The sequence below is a fragment of the Gordonia sp. (in: high G+C Gram-positive bacteria) genome, from assembly GCF_012515855.1.
GTDB lineage: Bacteria > Actinomycetota > Actinomycetes > Mycobacteriales > Mycobacteriaceae > Gordonia.
This window is the reverse complement of record NZ_JAAYXO010000275.1, coordinates 1-20829: the sequence shown is the minus strand read 5'-3', so window position 1 is coordinate 20829 and position 20829 is coordinate 1. Positions and strand designations below refer to the sequence as shown.

Here is a 20829-nt window from a genome sequence, read left to right as displayed (position 1 = left end):
TGGCGAGACCGAAGACGACCGCCGCGACCATACCCATCGCCAGGACGAACGTGCGCGAGTGCTCGAGGTTCTTGGTGGCGTAGCTGGTGAGGAAGGAGGTGCCCATGTAGAAGAGCGAGAACAGGCTGGCCAGCGCACCGCCGGCGATCAGGATCTCCTTCCACTGGTAACGCATCGCATCCAGGAAGGGCAGCTTGTTCTCGGCGACGACGGGTTCCGCCACGCGCTTGGCCTGTGCTTCCTGGAACACCGGGGTCTCGGCGACCGCCAAGCGCACCCAGAGGCCCACCAGCACCAGGGCCATCGACAGGATGAACGGCACGCGCCAGCCGTAGTTCAGGAAGGCGTCGCTGGCGGTGCCGACCGTGATGCTGGCGACCAGGAAGGTCAGGCTCGAGAGGAAGAACGCGAAAGCCGGGCCCAGCTGCGGGAACATCGCGTACAGGCCGCGTTTGCCTTCGGGTGCGTACTCCGCGGTCAGCAGCGTCGCACCGGCCCATTCACCACCGACGGCGAAGCCCTGGAGGAAGCGCAGCACCACCAGGATGATCGGAGCCGCGATGCCTATGCCGTTCTCGAACATGCCGAACGCACCGACCTCGTAGCCGGGCAGCAGGCCGATCATCACGGTCGAGATGCCCATGATCAGAAGCGTCCACACCAGAGTGCGCTTGCGCCCGATGCGGTCGCCGAAGTGACCGAAGATGATCGCGCCGACAGGTCGGGCGAAGAAGGCGACGGCGAACGTCGCGAACGACGCGATGGTCGCGGTCGTCGCATCGGCCTCGGGGAAGAAGACCGTGGGGAAGGCCAGCGCCGCCGCCGTGCCGTAGATGAAGAAGTCGTAGAACTCGATAGTGGTGCCGATCGAACTCGCTGCAGCCACCCGCTTCATGCTGGTGGTCTTACCGGGGTCGCCGTTCGCGGGCGGTTCTACTGGCGGGATACGCGGTGGGGCCGTTGTCACGGTCGGGTCCTCGTCTCGGCTCGGTGAATGTGTCGGCCACGAGGGATGAGCCGCAGAGCCACGCTTGTCGCGCATCTCACTCAGCCAGTCCTTCGTAAGCTCGATCACACTACGACGGAGAGCGGAGGGGTCGGCACCCCCTAAAGGGGGTGCCGGGATCGGGAGGCGACAAGGTCCAGGATCAGGTCGGCAGCGCGCCGAGTCGCCGCGCCAGCACCACGGCTTCGAGCCGGGTCCGGGCGTCGAGTTTCCCCATCGCCGCCTTCATGTAGCCCTTGACCGTGTCGACGGCGACGCCCAGTTCCGCCGCGATCCGCGGATTGCTGTAGCCGAGCGCGGCCAGCGCAAGGACGTCTTGCTCACGGCCCGTCAGCTGCACCATGAGGTTCTCGGCCTGTTGGGCCTGGCCGTCGAGCAGCACGTCGGTGATGCGGGCGATCTCGCCTGCCATCGCATCGTCGCCGAGCTCGCGGGCCAGGGCGCGCAGCTTGGTGTAGGCGATCGTCATCCGGTCGCGCAGCGCGTCGGCCTCGGGCGCCAGTCGCGCATCGGCCTCGACGAGTGCTCGCGAGACGGCGATCTCCTGCTCCAGGTTCCGCGCCTGCGCGGTGAGCACATCGAGGAGGCGGCCGTCAATCTTTGTGTCGCAGCGGAGGGCGCCATACAGCACCGCGACCATTCGGCTGTCGACGATGACCGGTGCCGCTGCGATCCCGCGGATGCCCTCGGTAGCGATGGCGTCGTTGTACCGGTGCGTGATCTGCGGGGTCTCGAGGTAGTCGTTGACCGCCATCGGCCGGTTGTGGTGAAGCACCTTGCCGCCGAGTCCATGACCGACTTCCACCGCCAGTCCGTCGAGCGATCCGGTGGCATTGCCGACGAAGTGGTCTAGGGTCACCCGGGCGTTACCCTCGACCATGCCTGCGAAGGCCAGCGGCACGCCGCTCGTCTGACGGATCCGCCGCAGCGACTCGGTGACGGGCACGGTGAGTGAGCGCTCACCCATCTGACACCACCTGTTCGTCTCCCGCGCTCATCCGCCGTCGACCCGACGTCGAGCAGTGTGAGACATTCTACCTGCGCACGGCGGTGTTGCCTAAGTCATCAGACCGGCCGCGACGGTCGCGCCCAGTTCCCAGCAGGCCTCCAATTGCTGCTTGGTCGGCTTCCCCGAGATCACCACGTCGGCTGCGGCCTTGACCCAGCCGAGGCCGCCGGCAATGGAGTGCACGCTCTTCTCCGCGCCCTCGGTGCCGACGTTGCCGTGCATGAAGAGGCCGTACGGTCGGCCGGTGGTCGAATCCAGGATCGGGTAGTAGCAGGTGTCGAAGGCGTGCTTCAGCGCACCGCTCATGTAGCCGAGGTTCGCCGGCGTCCCGAGGAGGTACCCGTCGGCGTCGAGCATCTCGCTCGCCGACACCGACAGCGCTGCGCGTCGAACCACTTCGACGCCCTCGATCTCCGGGTCGGTGGCACCGGCGAGGACTGCCTCGAACATCTCCTGGCAGTGGGGTGACGGCGTGTGGTGGACGATCAGCAGTCGGGCCATACCGCCATCATGCCTCGCTACTCGCCTTTCGCTGCGCGATACTGCTCGCTCGCCCGCTTCATCATCTCGCGTGCACGCGATCGGTCACCGGCGTAGTCGTACGCCCGCGCGATCCGGTAGGTGCTGACCCAGTCGGTCGGGTTGGCCTCCCACTCGGTCTTCACTTCTTCGAACAACTCGAGCGCCGCGTCCTTCTCGATGCGTCCCGATGGTCGCCGCGGCAGTGCGTCGACGTCGAGGTCGCGCCCGAGATCCTGTGCCGCGGCGACCATCCGCTGGTGCTCGATCCCCGACTTCAACGTCGCCACGACCATCCAGAGGCCGATCAACGGAAGCAGGATCACACCGATGCCCAGGCCGATGGACACGACCTCGCCCTTAGCGATCAGCTGCACGGCCCGCTGTCCGAGCAGCACGAAGTACACGCAGAGCGCGACCACCAGGAAGGCGATGACCGCGATGATCGGCCGGGCGTCGGCTTTCTTCTTCTTGTTCGCAGCCACGCCGCTACAGGTCCATGAAGGTCTCGAGGCCGATCGTGAGACCGGGACGTCCGACGATCTCGCGCACACCGAGCAGCACGCCGGGGACGAACGAGTTGCGGTCGATGGAATCGTGGCGGATGGTCAGCGTCTCGCCCTGGGTGCCGAACAGCACCTCCTGGTGAGCAACCAGACCGGCCAGACGGACCGAATGCACGCGCACGCCATCCACGTCGGCGCCGCGGGCGCCTTCCAGACCGGTCGAGGTGGCATCGGGGCTGAGGCCGAGGCCGGCCTCCGCACGCGCAGCGGCGATGAGCTCTGCGGTCCGACCGGCGGTGCCCGACGGCGCGTCGGCCTTATGCGGGTGGTGGAGTTCGACCACCTCGACCGAGTCGAAGAAGCGCGCCGCCTGCTGCGCGAAATGCATCGACAGGACCGCGCCGATCGCGAAGTTCGGGGCGATCAGCACGCCGACGCCGGGGTTGGCGTCCACCCAGCCGCGAACGGTGTCGAGGCGCTCCTGGGTGAAGCCGGTGGTCCCGACCACGGCGTGGATCCCGTTGCCGATCAGGAACTCGAGGTTGTCCATCACGACGTCGGGATGGGTGAAGTCGACGACCACCTGGGTCTTCGACTCGACGAAGTCGGTGAGGGCGTCGCCCTTGTCGACGCCGACGGTGAACTCGGTGTCAGCCGAGCCCTCCACGCCTTCGACGATCGCTTTGCCGACCTTGCCGTTACTACCCAGCACACCCACGCGGATGCTGTTGCCCATGAGGGAACCTTTCGTCCGAGAATCGCTCCTCAGTCTAGTGGCGCGCGAAGTCCGGACGCGGACGGGCGTCGCTGCGGTCGCCGAACGATCACGGTCGACCGACGGGGGCCGGGAAGCGCTGGATCCAGGGCGCAGCCTCCTCGAGTTGCGCCGCCAGCGCCAGCAGCGCGCCGTCCGACCCGAGCCGTCCGTTGAACGCGACGCCCAGGGGCAGGCCTTCGGGCGTCCAGTACACCGGAACGCTGATGGCAGGGCGGCCGGTCAGATTGGCCATCTGGGTGTACGGCACCCATCCGAGGTTTGACTCGATCATCTGGTCGATCAGACCGGTCCGGACCATGGCTGCGCCGCCGTGGAGGCGGTGCGCCACGCGCGCTCCGATCTGCAGCGGTTTCGGCGTGTCCAGGGCCCCTATCTTGATCGGCGCTTCGGCGAGCGTCGGCGTCATGAAGAAGTCGTACGATTCGAAGAACGTCTCCATCGCTCGGGTGTACGCGGGAATCGCGCCGAGCGCCCGCATCAGCTTCACGACGCCGCCCGCTCGTCCGACCTCCACCATCGCCAGGGTGTCCGCTTCGAAGTCGGCGTCCCCGGCTCCGGTACGCAGTTTGATCTCATCGACCTGTCCGGCGACCTGAGCGAACCAGATGGTCAAGAAGGTCTCGGCCAGCGCCTTGTCGTCGTACGGCGGAACGACCTCCTCGACGTGATGGCCGAGGTCGGTCAACAATTGCGCGGTGTCTTCGAGTGCTGCCGCCGCTTCGGCCGTCGGCTCGCCACGGATCGCCGACCGCCCCGAGTACCCGATGCGCAGCCGGCCCGGACGATCCCCGATGGCGTCGACGAACGACCGCGCCGAGCTCGTCATCGGATAGTCGGCGAACTGGTTGGGACCGCCGATCGCATCCAGAAGGCCTGCGCTGTCGCGGACTGTCCGCGACACCACGCCCTGCGTCACCATTCCGAACATCAACTCGCCCGAGTGCGGCCCGTACGGTGTGCGACCTCGGCTGGTCTTGAGACCCACCAATCCCGTCGTCGCGGCGGGGATGCGGATGGAGCCGCCGCCGTCGTTGGCTCCGGCCGCGGGGACGATGCCCGCGGCCACCGCCGAGGCCGACCCGCCGGACGAGCCGCCCGGAGTGCGCCTCGTGTCCCACGGATTCCGGCACGGCCCCCAGAGGTCCGGCTCGGTGATTCCCTTCGCTCCGAGCTCCGGAGTGTTCGTCTTACCGAGGATCACCAGCCCGGCGTCGAGGAAGCGGTCGGTGACCAGTGCATTCTGGTTCTCGACGACATCACGCAGTGCTCGACACCCGCTCGTCGTGGGATATCCGCGGTACTGCTGCTCCAGGTCTTTGAGCAGGAAGGGCACCCCGGCGAAGGGACCGGACAGGTTCCGTCGAACCTGGTCGTCTGCCTCCGCTCGGGTCTCGATGACGACGGCGTTCAAGGTCGGATTCACCTCGCGCATGCGTTGTCGCGCCAAGTCCAGTAGCTCCGCCGGCGTGACCTCCCCCGCCGCGACCAACGCGGCGAGCCCGGTGGCGTCGAAGGTCATGTATTCGTCCAACGTCATGGGAGCTCCTCGCCTCGATGAGACACCGAAAGGTCCCCATCAGCGTGGCACAGGCCTCCCGCGCACGTCCGAGAAACAGTCCGGCCCGCGACTGGCATGCCAGTCGCGGGCCGGAACCGTTGTTCAGTTCAGATCAGCTGAGATCTGTTCACCTCAGATCAGGCGTCGGCCTTGGCCTCTTCCTTGGGTGCGTCGGCGTCGTCGCGGACGGGGACGAGGCTGATCTTGCCGCGCTCGTCGATGTCGGCGATCTCGACCTGGAGCTTGTCGCCCACCTTGACGACATCCTCCACCTTGCCGATGCGCTTGCCGCCGCCCAGCTTGCTGATGTGGACGAGGCCGTCGCGACCCGGGAGCAGCGAGACGAAGGCGCCGAAGGCGGCCGTCTTGACGACGGTGCCCAGGAAACGCTCGCCCACCTTGGGCAGCTGCGGGTTAGCGATGGAGTTGACCTTGTCGATCGCGGCCTGGGCCGATGCGCCGTCGGCAGCGCCGATGAACACGGTGCCGTCGTCCTCGATCGAGATGTTGGCGCCGGTCTCCTCGGTGATGCCGTTGATCGTCTTGCCCTTGGGGCCGATCAGCTCGCCGATCTTGTCCATCGGGATCTTGATGGTGGTGATGCGGGGAGCGTAGGGGCTCATCTCGTCGGGCTCGTCGATGGCCTCGGCCAGGACGTCCAGGATGGCCTGGCGGGCCTGCTTGGCCTGGCTCAGCGCGCCGGCGAGAACCTTGGACGGAATACCCGCGAGCTTGGTGTCCAGCTGGAGTGCGGTCACGAAGTCCTTGGTTCCTGCGACCTTGAAGTCCATGTCGCCGAAGGCGTCCTCGGCACCGAGGATGTCGGTGAGGGCCACGTAACGGGTCTCGGTCTTGCCATCGATGGTGACCTCGTCGGAGACCAGACCCATGGCGATACCTGCGACCGGCGCCTTCAGCGGAACACCGGCGTTCAGCAGCGAGATGGTCGCGGCACAGACCGAGCCCATCGAGGTGGAGCCGTTGGAGCCGAGTGCCTCGGACACCTGGCGGATCGCGTAGGGGAACTCCTCGACGCTCGGCAGCACCGGCACGATGGCGCGCTCGGCGAGGGCGCCGTGGCCGATCTCGCGACGCTTCGGCGAGCCGACGCGACCGGTCTCACCGGTCGAGTACGGCGGGAAGTTGTAGTGGTGCATGTAGCGCTTGCTGGTCTCGGGTCCGAGCGAGTCGATCTGCTGGGCCATCTTGACCATGTCGAGGGTGGTGACGCCCATGATCTGGGTCTCGCCACGCTCGAACAGGGCGCTGCCGTGGGCGCGCGGGATCAGACCGACCTCGGCCGACAGCGCACGGATGTCGGTGATGCCGCGACCGTCGATGCGGAAGTGGTCGGTCAGGATGCGCTGGCGCACAACCTGCTTGGTGACCGAGCGGTAAGCCGCGCCCAGCTCGCCTTCGCGGCCTTCGAAGCGCTCGCCGAGGGCTTCGAGGACGTCGGCCTTGAGGGCGTCGGTGGCCTCATCGCGCTCCTGCTTGCCCGCGATCGAGAGGGCCTCGCCCAGACGTGCGGTGGCGAACTCGGCGACGGCCTCGTAGGCGTCGTCCTGGTACGGCAGGAACAGCGGGAACTCGCGGGTCTCCTTGGCGGCGGCCGCAGCAAGCTGCTTCTGCGCCTCGCACAGGGTCGCGATGAACGGCTTGGCAGCCTCGAGGCCCTCGGCGACGACGGCCTCGTTCGGCGCCTGTGCACCGTCGGCGATCTTCGCGAGCACGCTCTCGGTGGCCTCGGCCTCGACCATCATGATCGCGACCTCGCCGTCGTCGGTGACGCGACCGGCGACGACCATGTCGAAGACCGCGTCCTCGAGCTGATCGACGGTCGGGAACGCGACCCACTGGCCGGCCTTGTTCTCATCGGTCGGGATCAGCGCGACGCGGACGCCGCCGATGGGGCCGGAGAACGGCAGACCGGAGATCTGGGTCGATGCCGAGGCGGCGTTGATCGCGACGACGTCGTAGAGGTCCTTGGGATCGAGCGAGAGGATGGTCTCGACGATCTGGATCTCGTTGCGCAGGCCGTCGACGAACGACGGGCGCAGCGGGCGGTCGATCAGGCGGCAGGTCAGGATCGCGTCGGTGGACGGGCGACCCTCGCGACGGAAGAATGATCCGGGGATGCGGCCGGCGGCGTACATGCGCTCTTCCACGTCCACGGTCAGCGGGAAGAAGTCGAAGTGCTCCTTCGGCGACTTCGACGCGGTGGTCGTCGAGAGGATCATGGTGCCCTCGTCGAGGTACGCGACCACCGAGCCCGCGGCCTGGAGTGCCAGGCGACCGGTCTCGAAGGTGATGGTGCGGGTACCGAACGATCCGTTGTCGATGACGGCGGAGACTTCGGTGACCGAATCATCGAAGTCGGCGTTGACATCAGTCAAGAGTGTTTACCTTTCGTTGCGGCCGCGGCAGCGCCATATGGGGCCACGACCTCTGTGCAGCAGCCGGTCGCGCAAGACGCGCCGAACCGGCGGGCGACAGGCGCGAGACTCGCGCCGGATGTGAACAGCGCACCTGCGCTGTGAGCAGACGGCCTTCGATCGAAGCGGCCGGAGGTCTCTGTGATTCGATTTCACCGAGATTCCGGCGGCCACTACCGAGGACCGATCCGACAATCACGTCCGATGCACTGCAAGCAGCCGATCGTCCACTCGCCAGCTTAACATTCTCCCTGCTGAACGCGGGTCGACGCGCCACGCGCCCCTCAGTCCCAATCGGTGGCGAAGATCGGAATCCCGATGATCGCCTCGGCGTCGGCACGACTGACGGCGCGCACCGTCGTCGCAAACGTCCAGACGTGCCCTTCCAGATCCACCGCGCGGTAGGTCCGATCACCGAAGAACTGATCTGCGGGTTCGGCGACGATCCGCGCCCCGCTGCGCCGCGCATGTTCGCAGTGCTCGTCCACACCGTCGGCCAGGTGAACGTGCACGGACTGCGTGGTCACACCGCCGATCTCGTCCGGGCTGCGGGTCCACTCCGCCCACTGACCCCCGATCATGATCCGACCGCCGCTCGGCGCCGCCATCTCGAAGTGCGACGCCGCCGCCTGCCCTGCCGGCCCCTCGATCGCCATGGTGAGGGTGAAGCCGAACGCCTCGCCGAGCCATTCGGTCGCCGCCTTGGGGTCGCGGTAGGTGACAGCAGGCGTGAAGACAGCGGGGGCGAAGACATGATCGACCATCCATCGATGGTTCCAGAAATGCAGAACGGCCGTGCCACCTTGGGGTGACACGGCCGTTCTCAAGAAGACTGGTACGTCTTAGCGACGCAGCCCCAGGCGCTCGATCAGCGAACGGTAGCGGTTGATGTCCTCAGCCGCGATGTACTTGAGCAGGCGACGACGACGGCCGACCAGCAGCAGCAGACCACGACGGCTGTGGTGATCGTGCTTGTGGAACTTGAGGTGCTCGGTCAGGTCGGTGATGCGCTTGGTCAGCAGAGCGATCTGCGCCTCGGGCGAACCGGTGTCGGTCTCGTGCAGTCCGTACTCGGCCAGCACGACCTTCTTCTCGTCGGCGGTAAGAGCCATGAGAGTTCTCCTTGTTTCAGTTCCGTGCTCCAGGCCCTGCACCAGCAGGGGGTGCGCCACCACGGACCGCAGCTGACACCAGCGGACGACTCTACCAGCCAAACCGCCGAACGAAAGAATCGTGCAAGGTCAGCCGCCGACACGGATCAGAGTGTCATGCAGTGCCACTGTCAACACCACCGTCCTCCACAGCCAGGATCGTGCGAGTCCGGTCGACGTCGTTGCCCATCTCAGCGATCAGGGCCTCGACGCTGTCGAAGGGCTCCATGCCGCGCAATCGAGCGACGAAGTCGACGGCCACGTGTTGCCCGTAGAAGTCGGCGTTCACGTCGATCACATAGGCCTCGACGGTCCGGTTGCGGCCGGAGAACGTCGGGTTGGTGCCGACCGAGACCGCGGCCGGGTAGCGTTGTCCGACCGCGATGCCGTCGGGTTCGGTGGCACTGTCGAGCACGGTGAACCAGGCCGCGTAAACCCCGTCACCCGGAATCGCCGCGTGCGGCGGAGGCGCCACATTCGCGGTCGGGAAGCCGAGGTCCCGTCCACGACGTTCACCGTGGACCACGACGCCTTCAACACGGTGCGGACGACCGAGCGCCTCGGACGCCAACTCCACATCACCGGCCGCGATGCACGAGCGGATGTACGTCGACGAGTAGGTGACGGCGTGCTCACCGAAGAGCGAGACGCCGGTGACCTCGAAACCGAATCGCTCCCCCAGCTCGCGCAGCTTCGGGACATCGCCGGCCGCTTTGTGACCGAAGGTGAAATTGTCGCCGACCACCACCTCGGCGGCGTGCAATTCCTCGACGAGCACCGAGTGGACGAAGTCCTCGGGCGACTGCGCGGACAGCGTCAGGTTGAAGGGAATCACGCAGAAGACGTCGATGCCCAGTTCCTCTGCCAGATCCGACCGCCGACGCAGGGTCGACAACTGCGGCGGATGGGTGCCGGGCCGCACCACCTCCGACGGATGTGGGTCGAAGGTCATCAGCACCGACGGGACCCCGCGCTCGGCAGCGGCTTTGGTCGCCGCAGCGATCAATTGCGCGTGCCCGCGGTGCACTCCGTCGAAGACGCCGATCGTGACCACGCATCGACCCCAGCCAGCAGGGACCTCGTCCAAACCTCGCCATCGCAACACACGCTAAGACTACGACTCGGGGCGGCGCGCGCGCATTCGGTAGGTAAGCTCGTCCATATGCTCGACAGTCGTCCGGTGAGCGAACTCACCTCGGTTACCCAAGACTATTTGAAGGTTATCTGGACCTCGCAGGAGTGGTCGGACACCAAGGTCACGACGAAACTGCTGGCCGAGAAGCTGGGCGTCTCACCGTCGACCGCTTCGGAAGGCATTCGGAAACTGGCAGATCAGGGCCTGGTGGACCACGCCCCGTACGGAGCTGTGACGCTGACCGATTCCGGGCGGGTCGCCGCGGTCGGCATGGTCCGCAGGCACCGGCTGCTGGAGACCTTCCTGGTTCGTGAACTCGGCTACGGCTGGGACGAGGTCCACGACGAAGCGGAGATTCTCGAGCACGCGGTGTCCGAGCAGTTGCTCACTCACATCGACGCCAAGCTGGGCCATCCCAAACGCGACCCGCACGGCGATCCGATCCCCTCGGCCGACGGCACAGTCCCCGGTGCCGGCAGTCTGCAGTTGGCCGACCTGGACGTCGAGCAGTCGGGCGTCATCACCCGCATCTCCGATTCCGACCCGGAGATGCTGCGGTACTTCGAGGAGATCGGGATCAACCTCGACTGCCGAGTGCGCGTGACCGAGAAGCGCGCGTTCGCCGGGACCATCACCGTCTGCGTCGACGATTCGGATCCGATCCACCTCGGCGACATCGCCGCGCGCGCCATCTTCCTCGACGGCTAGAGAAGCCCGACTACTAGGAAGGCAGCGCCCGCTCAGCGCAGGGTCGCCGGGCGCACCACCATCACCGAGCTCGCTCGGCGGCCTTTCTCCTGAAGCAGCGCGATGGCCTGGCCGGACGGGTCGACCACGGTGTAGACGCCCTTCATTCCGATCGGTTCCAGCCAGCGTCCCTGGCTGATCGACTCGGCTTCGTCGTCGGAGATCTCGCGGTGCGGGAAGCAGAGCTTGGCGGCGTCGTCGATCCCGAGACTCAGACCGGGGCTCTCGATGACGTCCCCGATCTTCCGCGAGTGCTCGAGGGTGAACGGACCAACCGCGGTGCGCCGCAGCGTCGTCAGGTGACCGCCCACACCGAGCGCGGCGCCCAGATCTCTCGCCAGGGACCGGATGTACGTGCCGGACGAGCAGTCGACTTCCACTTCGAGGTCCACGAACTCGCCTGTCCGACGCGTCTCGAGGACGTCGAAGCGGTGGACCGTGACCGGGCGCGCCTTGAGTTCGAACTCGGCACCGGTGCGGACCAGCGTGTGCGCGCGCCGACCGTCGACCTTGATGGCGCTGACCTTGGCGGGGACCTGCTCGATGTCGCCGGTGAGCGTGGCGATGACGGCCGCGATCTCCTCGTCGGCGACGCCCGAGGCGTCGACCGTCGCCATGACCTCTCCCTCGGCGTCGTCGGTGGTGGTCGACTGGCCGAGCCGGATCGTGGCGGTGTACGACTTCGTCGTCAACGACAGCAGGCCGAGGAGTTTGGTGGCGCGTTCGATGCCGATCACCAGCACGCCTGTCGCCATCGGGTCGAGGGTGCCTGCGTGGCCCACGCGGCGGGTGTTGAAGGCCTTGCGGCACTTGGCGACGACGTCGTGGCTGGTGAGGCCGGCGTCTTTGTCGACGACGAGGAGTCCGGCGTTCTCGATGGAGGCGTCTGCCATGTTCAGGTGAGCGCAATCGTGGTGAGGATCAGGCCGCGGGAGATCTGCCAGCGGCCGGGCAGCGTCAACAGCGGCGGTCCGCCGTCGATCACCGCACCGTCGATCAAGATGGTCGATGTGAAGGTACCGGCAGGCTCACCCGCGGTGCCAATCGTGTCGTCGCGCTCGAACGTGATGTGCGCGTCCTCGAATCCCAGCCAGCGCTCAGTGATCGGGAACCAGGCCTTGTACGTCGCCTCCTTGGCGCAGAACAGCAGGCGGTCCCAGTGCAGTTCGCCGTCGCGGGTCGCCAGCACCGCGCGCTCGGCCTCGATGCTGGTGTGATCGAGAACCCCGTCCGGCAGCGGCGCGTGCGGTTCGGCGTCGATGCCGAGCGATCGGACCTGCATCGAGTACGCCGTCACCGCGGCGCGGTAGCCGTCGCAGTGCGTCATGCTGCCGACCACCTGCCTCGGCCACAGCGGCATCCCGCGCTCGCCGCGCAGGATGGGGACCGGCTCGATTCCCAACTGCCCCAGGGCTTCCCGCGCGCAGTGGCGGGCAGTCGTGAACTCGCGCCTGCGCTTCTCCACCGCTTTCGCGATGAGCGACTCCTCGGCGGCCATCACCGTCAACCCATCGGGGTCCCCGAATGAGTCCGCGCTCGCCACGCCGGCGGGCATCAGGTCCTCGATCACTGAATGGGGTCCTTTCGGTTCGATTCGGCACGGCGGGCGCGCAGTCGCTCGACCTTCGCGCGGAACTCCGCGGCCTTCTCCTCGTAGTCCGGCGGGAGGTCGAATCGCGCGCCGAACTCGTGCAGGTCGCCGGGGCCGAGCCCCTCGTCGGGCGCGATCTTCCGCAGCAGGGGCTTCGGCAGCCCGCGACGGGTCCACTCCCGCGGATAGCCTACCGAGACCTCCTCGAAACGGACGTCGTCGTACCAGGTGGTCCGCGGAATGTGCAGGTGGCCGTAGACGCAGCAGAGCGCGTTGAATCGGGTGTGCCAGTCGGCCGTCAGCTCCGAGCCGCACCAGAGCGCGAACTCAGGGTAGAAGAGTGCATCGGTCGGTTCGCGTCGCAGCGGCCAGTGATTGATCAGGACGGTCTTCTCCGCCGGGTCGAGCGCTTCGAGACGCGTGCGCGTCGCTGCGATACGGGCCCGGCTCCACGCATCGCGCGTCCCGAACGGCTCCGGCGACAGCAGGAACTCATCGGTCGCCACCACATTCGCCTCACGCGCCACCGCGAGGGCCTGCAGAGCCGTGGTGGTGCCTTCGGGACGGAAGGTGTAGTCGTACAGCAGGAACATCGGCACCACGCGGACCGGGTCGCTGCCGTCGCCCGCGTCGAACAGCGGGTAGCGGTCCTCCGGCGTCACCACGCCGAGATCGCGGCATGCCTGCACCAGGTAGTCGTAGCGCGCGACGCCGTAGATCTGCAGCGGGTCCTTGGCCGTCGTGTACAGCTCGTGATTGCCGGGCACCCAGATCACCGTGTGGAACCGATTCTTCAGTCTGCGGAGGGTGTCGATGATGTCGTCTGTGCGTTCGGCGACGTCGCCCGCCACGATCAGCCAGTCCCCCGGATCCGTCGGTTTGATCTGTTCCAGGATCGGCTCGTTGCCGCGATGTGAGACGTGGAGATCACTGATCGCCCAGAGCGTTGCCATGCAGACCATGGTGCCACGACGCGGCGACCGGCCGATCGAGCCGTCGCACCCGTGCGAGGTTGTCGAATCCCACCTCGCACTGTGATGAGGAAGGCATCATCGAGTCACGATGCCGCGCTTCGACGGTGTCGACCCATCGCGAACTGGAGGACGAACCACCGTGGTCCAAACCGTCAAGGGCGAGGTCGGCGTCGCCGATCTCGGGCCGGTGCTGATGCACGAGCACGTCTTCACCATCGGCACCGAGATCCGTGACAACTTCCCGAACTACCCCGACCCGTGGGACGAGGAGGAACGCGTCGCCGATGCCGTGGCGAAGCTGACTGAGGTCGCCTCGCGCGGCGTCCGGACCATCGTGGACCCCACGGTGATCGGACTCGGACGGTACATCCCGCGGATCCAACGGATCAATCAGCAGGCCGACATCAACATCGTCGTCGCAACGGGCATCTACACCTATCACGATGAGCCCGTTCAGTTTCATTTCACCGGACCGGGCAAGGTCTTCGACTTCGGCGTCGATCCGATGACCGAACTGTTCATCGGCGACATCCGTGACGGTATCGCCGACACCGGCGTCCGGGCGGGGCTGCTCAAATGCGCGATCGACGAAGCCGGGCTCACCCCCGGCGTGGAACGGGTGATGCGTGCCGTCGCCCAGGCACACCTCGAGACGGGCACGCCGATCACCGTCCACACTCATGTCGGGAACGAGTCGGGACTGGCGGCAGCCGGAGTCTTCGCAGCGGAGGGATGCGACATGAGCAAGGTGGTTCTCGGCCACAGCGGCGACACCGGCGACCTCGACTACCTCAAGCGGCTCGCCGATACCGGCGCGATCCTCGGCATGGACCGGTTCGGGATCGACGCGTTCTCACCGTTCGAACAGCGGGTGCAGATGGTCGCGGCGATGGTCGACGCGGGGTTCGTCTCGCAACTCGTACTGTCGCACGACGCGTCATGCTACTCGGACTTCTACCCCGCGGCGGCCAGGGCGGCCGCGCTGCCGAACTGGCACTACACCCACATCCACGACGACGTGCTGCCGGCCTTGCGCGAGCGCGGCGTCTCCGACGAGCAGATCACGACGATGCTCGTCGACAATCCGCGCACCTACTTCACCGCTGCGGAATGACCGATCAGAGGTCCGTAGAGGGTCGCTTCCGCGAGTCGCTTCAGACCACGTACGAGTAGACCAACACGGCGACGGATAACACGAGCATCCCCAGGCAGTTCACCCAGAAAGTCGAGCTCAGAAAGCCCGCTTTCACGTGCGCGGTGGACGCAGCCACGAAGTAGGCGACGACGCCTGCTGTGGCAGCGACGCCGACGCCGGGTTGCCACAGTCCCACGAGGAGTCCGGCAACGGCCAGCAACTTGATGTACACCAGCGCCCAACCCCAGTCGGCCGGAAAACCGACGCCCCGGTAGCAGTCCCGCACCAGCTTGACCGGCACCACGGAGATGAGGGCGTCGCCGAACAGGATCGCGGCGAGGAGGATCGTCGGCCAGGCCGACGACGGAACGTGAAACATGTCGGGTCTCCTTCAGTGTCAATGCAGTGGCGGTCAGCCCGCTCCGCCGAGCAGGACGTCAGCGACGTCTTCCAGTTGCGAGCGAATGCCCGTCGTGTCGACCGCCGCTGCCGCTGTCGCCATCAGCAGGCCCAGATAGGCGAGGTATACGGCTCGGCCGGCCGCAGTCGCACGACTGCCGAGGCCCGCGTCGCGAAAGACCTCGGTGAACGCGTCGACCAGCGAGATCGCAAGGTCGGCAAACACTTCCGTGTGGTGACTACCCCGAGCGAGGACCGAACCGTACTCCCGCGCCAACGGCAGGTCCTCACTGAACAGGTCCAGGAAAGGGGCGATCAACTCCCCGATCCGCTGCTGCGGCGTGAGACCCGGCGGCTCAGCTAGTCGACCGGCGTCCCGGTCGGCGTGCACGGCGCCGATCCATCGGTCGTAACAGGCCAGCAACAGCGCATCCTTGTCTCCGACAGCCATCACCGTCCCGACACTCACCTCGGCATCCGCGGCGATCGCACGGATGGTGGTCGAACGGAAACCGTCCCGTCGAAACAGCATCTGCGCAGAGGCGATCACCCGCTGGGCCGTGAGCTCGCGCTGCATCCGTCGGCCTGAATGAACATGTTCACTGAACATGTTCATTACCGTAACCCACGGCAATCGGCGTCACAAGGGCCCGGGCCGTTGGTCAGCAATCAAGTGTCGCCTCCCGCCTGTTCCGCGGCTCCGGGGGTAGCTTCGAAGGCATGACCACGTCAGTCCCCGTTCCGCCGCCAACGGTCGCACTTCCGTCCACCCCGGAACTACGCCACTTCCCCGACCGCGATCGGTACGAACTCTGGTCCGGCGACGAACTCATCGGCGTCGAAGGCTACGAGCGCCGAGACGACGGCACCCTGGTCCTGCTGCACACCGTCGTGACCGAGAAGTACGGACGCGCCGGCTTCGCTCGCCTTCTGGTGGCGTCAGTACTCGACGAGTTGGCCGCAGATGGTGACAAGATCGTCCCGGTCTGCACCTACGTGCAGAAGTTCCTGGAACGGTTCCCCCAATACCGATCGCTCGTCGCCCCGGCCTGACTCGCGCGAAACCCCCTGGACCGACGCTCCGGTCATCTACGGTCGTGAGATGAAGACCGCCATCCGTCTCAGTATTGTCCTCGTCGCCTGCCTCGGCCTCGCCGTCGGAGCCGCCCCGGCTTCGGCGGACTTGCATCCGTCGGGCCCGGTCCCGACTCCGAAGGTCGCGTTCACCACCACGTCGACGTCGCCGGGCAGCTCGTTCGGTGTCCATGCCCGAATCACTTTTCCGGCTTCGCGAACCGGGCGTCCGTACTCGGTGAACTCGGTCGGCGTCGCCTTCCCCGAGGGCACACGCATCGACCGCACGGCAGTTCCGGTGTGCCGAGCCTCGGACGTCGACCTGTACCTGCGGGGTACGGCGCTGTGCGCCGAGAGTCGTCTCGGCACCGCCACCGCGAAGGTCGACTTTCTGGGGCCGGGTTCGGAGGTTCTCGGCGGTCCCTACGAGGAGTTCCTTCTCGGCGACGGCGAGATCATCATCTTCGAGTACAACCAATTGGGCCGGCCGGGTCCCGACGGCGCCACCCTGGCTCCGCTGATCTTCCGCGCGCCCCTCACCGACCGCGGCTTCACGATGTTCATCCCGGAGGGGCCGAGCCTCGCGCTCCCCGACCTCCTGTGGGCGCTGAAGAGCGTCGACCTGACATTTGCCGACACCGGCGTCTTCCGACTTCCGGCGAAGGCGACGTCAGAGAAGTGGGACTTCGACGTCCGGTTCGGCTACTACGTCGGCGCTCAGCAGAACGTCCGGATCCGGGTCCCGGTCGCCGTCTGATCAGCCGAGAACCTACTTCACCCAGGCGCCGCTGCGCACCCGCCACACGACCGCGGCCAACCGTACGCACATGAAGGCCAGCAGGCCGGTCCAGATCCCGGCCAGGCCCCAGTCGAAGATCAACGACAGCCAGATCATCGGCAGGAAGGCGCCGAGCGCGCCGGCAAGGGTCGCGGTGCGGAGGAAGGCGGCGTCACCGCTGCCGAGCAGGACACCGTCCAGCGCGAAGACCACCGCCGCGATCGGGAGCATCACGATGAAGAACCACCACGGGGTCCGCATCGCGTCGAGGATCTGGGGGTCGTCGGTGAAAATTCGCGGGATCGCCGCGATGCCGATCACGAGGATCGCCACCAGGACCACCGACACGCCCACTGACACCGCGGTGACCTTCCCCGACAGCTTGCGTGCGACGTCGAAGGCCTTGGCGCCGAGAGCGGCGCCGACCAACTGCTGCGCCGCGATCGCCAGCGAATCGAGCAGCAGCGCCGTGAAGTCCCACAGCTGCAGGACCACCTGGTGCGCGGCTACTTCCGCGACCCCGAAGCGAGCTGCGACGGCAGCGGCAGAGATGAAGCAGATCTGGAACGACAAGCTGCGCAGAATCAGGTCGCGCGCCATGGTCAGCTGGGCGCGGATGACTGGCCAGTCCGGGCGGAAGCGACCGCCGCTCTCGACCGCCAGCCGCCAGACGAACGCGATGCCGGTCAGCGACTGACCGACGAGGTTGGCCCACGCGCTGCCCTGCAGGCCGAGCCGCGGCAGGCCGCCGATACCGTGCACCAGGCCGACGCACAGCACCGCGCCGACCGCGAGGCCCGCGACCACGAAGTACACCGGACGTCGGATGTCCTGCACGCCACGCATCCAGCCGTTGCCGGCCATCGACAGAAGGATCAGCGGCACGCCGAACACCGCGATCCGCAGCCAGCCGGCGGCTTCGGCCGCGACCACGTCGTCGGGTACCAGCGCCCGGGTGATCCACGGGGCGAGGAGCCACCCGGCGGCGACGATCGCGGTACCCACGCCCACCGCGATCCAACTGGCTTGGACGCCTTCGGCGACAGCTCGATCGCGGTCACCGGCGCCGAACGCTCGACCCGAGCGCGCGGTGGTGCCGTAGGAGAGGAAGGTGAGCTGAGTGCTGATCGTCGCCAGCACCAGCGTGGCGACGCTCAACGCTGCCAGCTCGCTCAGACCCAGCCGTCCCACGACGGCGAGGTCCAGAATCAGGTAGAGCGGCGGGGCCACCAGGACCACCAGCGCGGATGCGGCAAGCCGCAGCATCGCGGTGATGCCTGCTATCCCATCTCTCGCAGCACGGCGAGCAGTCGTCCAACGACTTCCGCCGACGTTCCGGAGTCGCTGTAGCCAGCCGCACGCATGTGCCCGCCACCACCGAGGGCCTGCGCCACCGGCGTCACATCGACGTCGGTCTTACTGCGCAGGGAGACGGCCCACCGATCGGCGGCGACCTCTTTGAAGACCGCCGCGACTTCGGCTTCCCGAGCCGTACGGACGATGTCGATGACACTCTCCGACTCGTCCCAGTTCATGCCCGCCATCATCTCGCCGTCGACCGTCGCGTAGACCAGTCCCCTGCCCTGCACCGCTTCGGTGTCGAGCACGGAGTCGGCGAGGACCTTCGAGACCATCTGCAGCCACGAGTACGGATGCGAATCGAGCAGGCGTCTGCTCCACGCATTGCCGTCGACGCCGGCTTCGAGCAACCGAGCGGCCACCCCGAACGACGCGGGCCGCGCCCACTTGAACGAACCGGTGTCGGTCACCAACCCGGCGTACAGGCAGGTGGCGATGTCCGCGGTCAGCTCTGCGTCGAGCGCGTCGAGCACCATCAACACGATCGACGCCGTGCAATCGGCTTCCGAGTCGATCAGGTCGAGATCGGCAAAACCCGGATTCGACACATGGTGATCGATGCAGACCGATGTCTGTGCTTCCGCGAACAACGGCTCGAGCTCGCCGAGTCGACCGGCGGTCGCCGCGTCGACGGCCACGATCACATCGGCGTCCGGCAGTTCCGCGGTGTCGACGAGCAGGTCGACGCCGGGAAGCTGCTGGAGCGGACCGGGCAGCGCCTCCGGACCGGAATACGAGCAGTGCACTCGCTTTCCGAGCCCGGAGAGCGCCAACCCCAAGCCGAGTGCGCTACCGATCGTGTCGGGATCGGGGCGCACGTGGCTGATGATCGATACGGAATCGGCGGCGCGCAAGGCGGCGGCCACCGATTCCACCGAAGCACGATTCACCCGGCAGAGTCCTCAGACTCGTCGGCGTCGTCGTGCCGGTACGGGTCGCTCTCGCCCGCGGGCTGCGCATCGCGAGCCACCCGGGCCACGGACTCGTCCTGGGCTCGGGCCCGAGCCAACAGCTCGTCCATCGCTCTGGTCGCGTCCGGAACCGTGTCGAGTTCGAAGCGCAGCGTCGGGGTGAACCGCACGCCCGTTCCGGCGCCGACCTTGGACCGCAGGGCGCCGGTCGCGGCGGCCAGTCCGGCCGCCGCTTCCGCCACATCTGGTTCGTCCTCCACCGAGGCGCCCATCACCGTGTAGAAGATGGTCGCATCGTGCAGATCGCCGGTGACCCGACAATCCGTGATCGTCACATGAGCGAGCCGCGGATCCTTGATCTCCCCACCGATCGCCGAGGCGACGATGGTGGTGATCCGCTTGGCAAGCCGTGCGGCCCGTGCAGGATCAGCCATGATCTAGTCCCGTGCCTTCTCGACCATCTCGTACGCCTCGATCACGTCGCCGACCTTGATATCGCTGTAGGTCAGCGTCAGACCACACTCGAAGCCCTCGCGGACCTCGGTCGCGTCGTCCTTCTCGCGCTTGAGCGAGCTGATCGTGACGTTCTCGGCGACCACCGCGTTGTCGCGAAGCAGTCGTGCCTTCGCGTTGCGGCGGACGATGCCCGACTGCACCATGCAACCTGCGATGTTGCCGACCTTGGACGACTTGAAGATCGCACGGATCTCGGCGCGGCCCAGTTCGGACTCCTCGTAGATCGGCTTGAGCATGCCCTTGAGCGCGGCCTCGATCTCCTCGATCGCCTTGTAGATGACCGAGTAGTACCGGACCTCGACGCCTTCGCGGTTGGCGAGCTCCGTGGCCTTGCCCTCGGCGCGAACGTTGAAGCCGATGATGATCGCATCCGATGCCGCAGCCAGGTTGACGTTGGTCTCGGTAATGCCACCGACACCGCGGTCGATGACCCGCAGCGAGACCTCGTCGTCGACCTCGATCTGGAGCAGCGACTCTTCGAGCGCCTCGACGGTGCCCGAGTTGTCGCCCTTGAGGATCAGGTTGAGCTGACTGGTCTCCTTGAGCACCGAATCCAGGTCCTCGAGGCTGATCCGCTTGCGGCTGCGTGCGGCCAGCGCATTGCGCTTGCGCGCATTGCGGCGGTCGGCGATCTGCCGCGCGATGCGGTCTTCCTCGACCACGAGCAGGGTGTCGCCTGCTCCCGGCACCGACGTGAAGCCGATGACCTCGACCGGACGCGACGGGTAGGCCTCGTCGACGTCGTCGCCGTGCTCGTCGACCATGCGGCGCACGCGACCGTAGGCGTCGCCGGCGACGATCGAGTCGCCGACACGCAGGGTGCCGCGCTGGATGAGCACCGTCGCCACCGGGCCGCGACCGCGGTCCAGGTGAGCTTCGATGGCCACACCCTGTGCGTCCATGTCCGGGTTGGCGCGCAGATCGAGCGATGCGTCGGCCGTCAGCAGGACTGCTTCGAGCAGCTGGTCGATGTTCAGACCCTGCTTGGCGGAGATGTCGACGAACATCGCGTCGCCGCCGTACTCCTCCGGAACCAGTCCGTACTCGGTCAGCTGGCCACGGATCTTGGACGGATCCGCGCCTTCCTTGTCGATCTTGTTCACGGCGACCACGATCGGCACGTCTGCTGCCTGAGCGTGGTTCAGCGCTTCCACCGTCTGCGGCATGACGCCGTCATCGGCGGCGACCACGAGGATCGCGATGTCGGTGGCCTTCGCACCGCGGGCACGCATGGCGGTGAACGCCTCG

Annotated in this window: 23 protein-coding genes; 4 read left to right on the top strand and 19 right to left on the bottom strand. The window is 67.0% G+C overall.

Annotated features, from left to right (window positions below):
• The 10 genes from GX543_RS18530 to GX543_RS18485 all read right to left on the bottom strand — a co-directional run.
• On the bottom strand, positions 1-895 hold an 895-nt coding region (locus GX543_RS18530), incomplete at its 3' end, for an MFS transporter (RefSeq protein ID WP_290854082.1).
• Between the two features lie 253 nt (positions 896-1148).
• The gene (locus tag GX543_RS18525) at positions 1149-1973 is read right to left on the bottom strand and encodes a LuxR C-terminal-related transcriptional regulator (RefSeq protein ID WP_290854080.1); all 825 of its coding nucleotides are present in this window, start codon (positions 1971-1973) and stop codon (positions 1149-1151) included.
• Between the two features lie 90 nt (positions 1974-2063).
• Positions 2064-2516: a flavodoxin family protein gene (locus GX543_RS18520; RefSeq protein WP_290854078.1), complete on the bottom strand. Its 453-nt coding sequence runs from the start codon at positions 2514-2516 to the stop codon at positions 2064-2066.
• 17 nt (positions 2517-2533) lie between these two features.
• Positions 2534-3019 carry a hypothetical protein gene (locus tag GX543_RS18515; RefSeq protein WP_290854076.1) on the bottom strand — a complete coding sequence of 162 codons (486 nt, stop codon included), beginning with the start codon at positions 3017-3019 and terminating at the stop codon, positions 2534-2536.
• A gap of 4 nt (positions 3020-3023) precedes the next feature.
• Positions 3024-3776, bottom strand: coding sequence for a 4-hydroxy-tetrahydrodipicolinate reductase (dapB, locus tag GX543_RS18510; RefSeq protein WP_290854074.1), 753 nt, complete (start codon positions 3774-3776; stop codon positions 3024-3026).
• Positions 3777-3864: 88 nt separating this feature from the next.
• The gene (locus GX543_RS18505) at positions 3865-5355 is read right to left on the bottom strand and encodes an amidase (protein ID WP_290854072.1); all 1491 of its coding nucleotides are present in this window, start codon (positions 5353-5355) and stop codon (positions 3865-3867) included.
• 158 nt (positions 5356-5513) lie between these two features.
• The gene (locus GX543_RS18500; RefSeq protein WP_290854070.1) at positions 5514-7772 is read right to left on the bottom strand and encodes a polyribonucleotide nucleotidyltransferase; all 2259 of its coding nucleotides are present in this window, start codon (positions 7770-7772) and stop codon (positions 5514-5516) included.
• A gap of 323 nt (positions 7773-8095) precedes the next feature.
• The gene (locus GX543_RS18495; protein WP_290854067.1) at positions 8096-8575 is read right to left on the bottom strand and encodes a VOC family protein; all 480 of its coding nucleotides are present in this window, start codon (positions 8573-8575) and stop codon (positions 8096-8098) included.
• A 78-nt stretch (positions 8576-8653) separates the two neighbouring features.
• Positions 8654-8923, bottom strand: coding sequence for a 30S ribosomal protein S15 (gene rpsO, locus GX543_RS18490; protein WP_290854066.1), 270 nt, complete (start codon positions 8921-8923; stop codon positions 8654-8656).
• Positions 8924-9077: 154 nt separating this feature from the next.
• Positions 9078-10067, bottom strand: a complete 990-nt coding sequence (locus tag GX543_RS18485) for a bifunctional riboflavin kinase/FAD synthetase (protein ID WP_290854064.1) — start codon at positions 10065-10067, stop codon at positions 9078-9080.
• A 57-nt stretch (positions 10068-10124) separates the two neighbouring features.
• Here GX543_RS18485 and GX543_RS18480 point away from each other — a divergent pair, with 57 nt between their 5' ends.
• Positions 10125-10805, top strand: coding sequence for a metal-dependent transcriptional regulator (locus GX543_RS18480; protein WP_290854062.1), 681 nt, complete (start codon positions 10125-10127; stop codon positions 10803-10805).
• A gap of 32 nt (positions 10806-10837) precedes the next feature.
• Here the strand turns inward: GX543_RS18480 and truB are convergent, their stop codons facing one another.
• The 3 genes from truB to GX543_RS18465 are packed head-to-tail and all read right to left on the bottom strand — an operon-like array spanning position 10838 to position 13388.
• Entirely contained in the window at positions 10838-11737 is a 900-nt protein-coding gene (truB, locus tag GX543_RS18475) for a tRNA pseudouridine(55) synthase TruB (RefSeq protein ID WP_290854060.1), read from the bottom strand.
• Between the two features lie 2 nt (positions 11738-11739).
• Positions 11740-12414, bottom strand: a complete 675-nt coding sequence (locus GX543_RS18470; RefSeq protein ID WP_290854058.1) for a 4'-phosphopantetheinyl transferase — start codon at positions 12412-12414, stop codon at positions 11740-11742.
• Positions 12411-13388 carry a metallophosphoesterase gene (locus tag GX543_RS18465; protein ID WP_290854057.1) on the bottom strand — a complete coding sequence of 326 codons (978 nt, stop codon included), beginning with the start codon at positions 13386-13388 and terminating at the stop codon, positions 12411-12413. The genes GX543_RS18470 and GX543_RS18465 overlap by 4 nt, the downstream gene beginning before the upstream one ends.
• 109 nt (positions 13389-13497) lie before the next feature.
• On the opposite strand from GX543_RS18465, the gene GX543_RS18460 reads away from it, so the two are divergent.
• Positions 13498-14523, top strand: a complete 1026-nt coding sequence (locus tag GX543_RS18460) for a phosphotriesterase-related protein (RefSeq protein ID WP_290854055.1) — start codon at positions 13498-13500, stop codon at positions 14521-14523.
• A 40-nt stretch (positions 14524-14563) separates the two neighbouring features.
• Here GX543_RS18460 and GX543_RS18455 read toward each other — a convergent pair whose 3' ends face one another.
• Together GX543_RS18455 and GX543_RS18450 are read right to left on the bottom strand one after the other, a co-directional pair.
• A complete protein-coding gene (locus tag GX543_RS18455; RefSeq protein ID WP_290854053.1) occupies positions 14564-14923 on the bottom strand; it encodes a DoxX family protein in 360 nt (119 codons plus the stop codon).
• A gap of 33 nt (positions 14924-14956) precedes the next feature.
• Complete coding sequence (locus tag GX543_RS18450; protein WP_290854051.1) at positions 14957-15553, bottom strand: TetR family transcriptional regulator; 597 nt, start codon at positions 15551-15553, stop codon at positions 14957-14959.
• A 110-nt stretch (positions 15554-15663) separates the two neighbouring features.
• Between GX543_RS18450 and GX543_RS18445 the strand changes: the two genes are divergently transcribed.
• Both GX543_RS18445 and GX543_RS18440 read left to right on the top strand, forming a co-directional pair.
• Complete coding sequence (locus tag GX543_RS18445) at positions 15664-15996, top strand: GNAT family N-acetyltransferase (protein WP_290854049.1); 333 nt, start codon at positions 15664-15666, stop codon at positions 15994-15996.
• A gap of 49 nt (positions 15997-16045) precedes the next feature.
• On the top strand, positions 16046-16774 hold the full coding sequence (locus GX543_RS18440; protein WP_290854047.1) for a hypothetical protein: 729 nt from the start codon (positions 16046-16048) through the stop codon (positions 16772-16774).
• A 12-nt stretch (positions 16775-16786) separates the two neighbouring features.
• Here GX543_RS18440 and GX543_RS18435 read toward each other — a convergent pair whose 3' ends face one another.
• The 4 genes from GX543_RS18435 to infB all read right to left on the bottom strand — a co-directional run.
• Positions 16787-18061: an MATE family efflux transporter gene (locus tag GX543_RS18435; RefSeq protein ID WP_290854045.1), complete on the bottom strand. Its 1275-nt coding sequence runs from the start codon at positions 18059-18061 to the stop codon at positions 16787-16789.
• Between the two features lie 14 nt (positions 18062-18075).
• Positions 18076-19044 carry a bifunctional oligoribonuclease/PAP phosphatase NrnA gene (locus GX543_RS18430; protein ID WP_290854043.1) on the bottom strand — a complete coding sequence of 323 codons (969 nt, stop codon included), beginning with the start codon at positions 19042-19044 and terminating at the stop codon, positions 18076-18078.
• Positions 19041-19499: a 30S ribosome-binding factor RbfA gene (gene rbfA / locus GX543_RS18425; RefSeq protein ID WP_290854040.1), complete on the bottom strand. Its 459-nt coding sequence runs from the start codon at positions 19497-19499 to the stop codon at positions 19041-19043. The genes GX543_RS18430 and rbfA overlap by 4 nt, the downstream gene beginning before the upstream one ends.
• A 3-nt stretch (positions 19500-19502) precedes the next feature.
• On the bottom strand, positions 19503-20829 hold a 1327-nt coding region (gene infB, locus GX543_RS18420), incomplete at its 5' end, for a translation initiation factor IF-2 (RefSeq protein ID WP_290854038.1).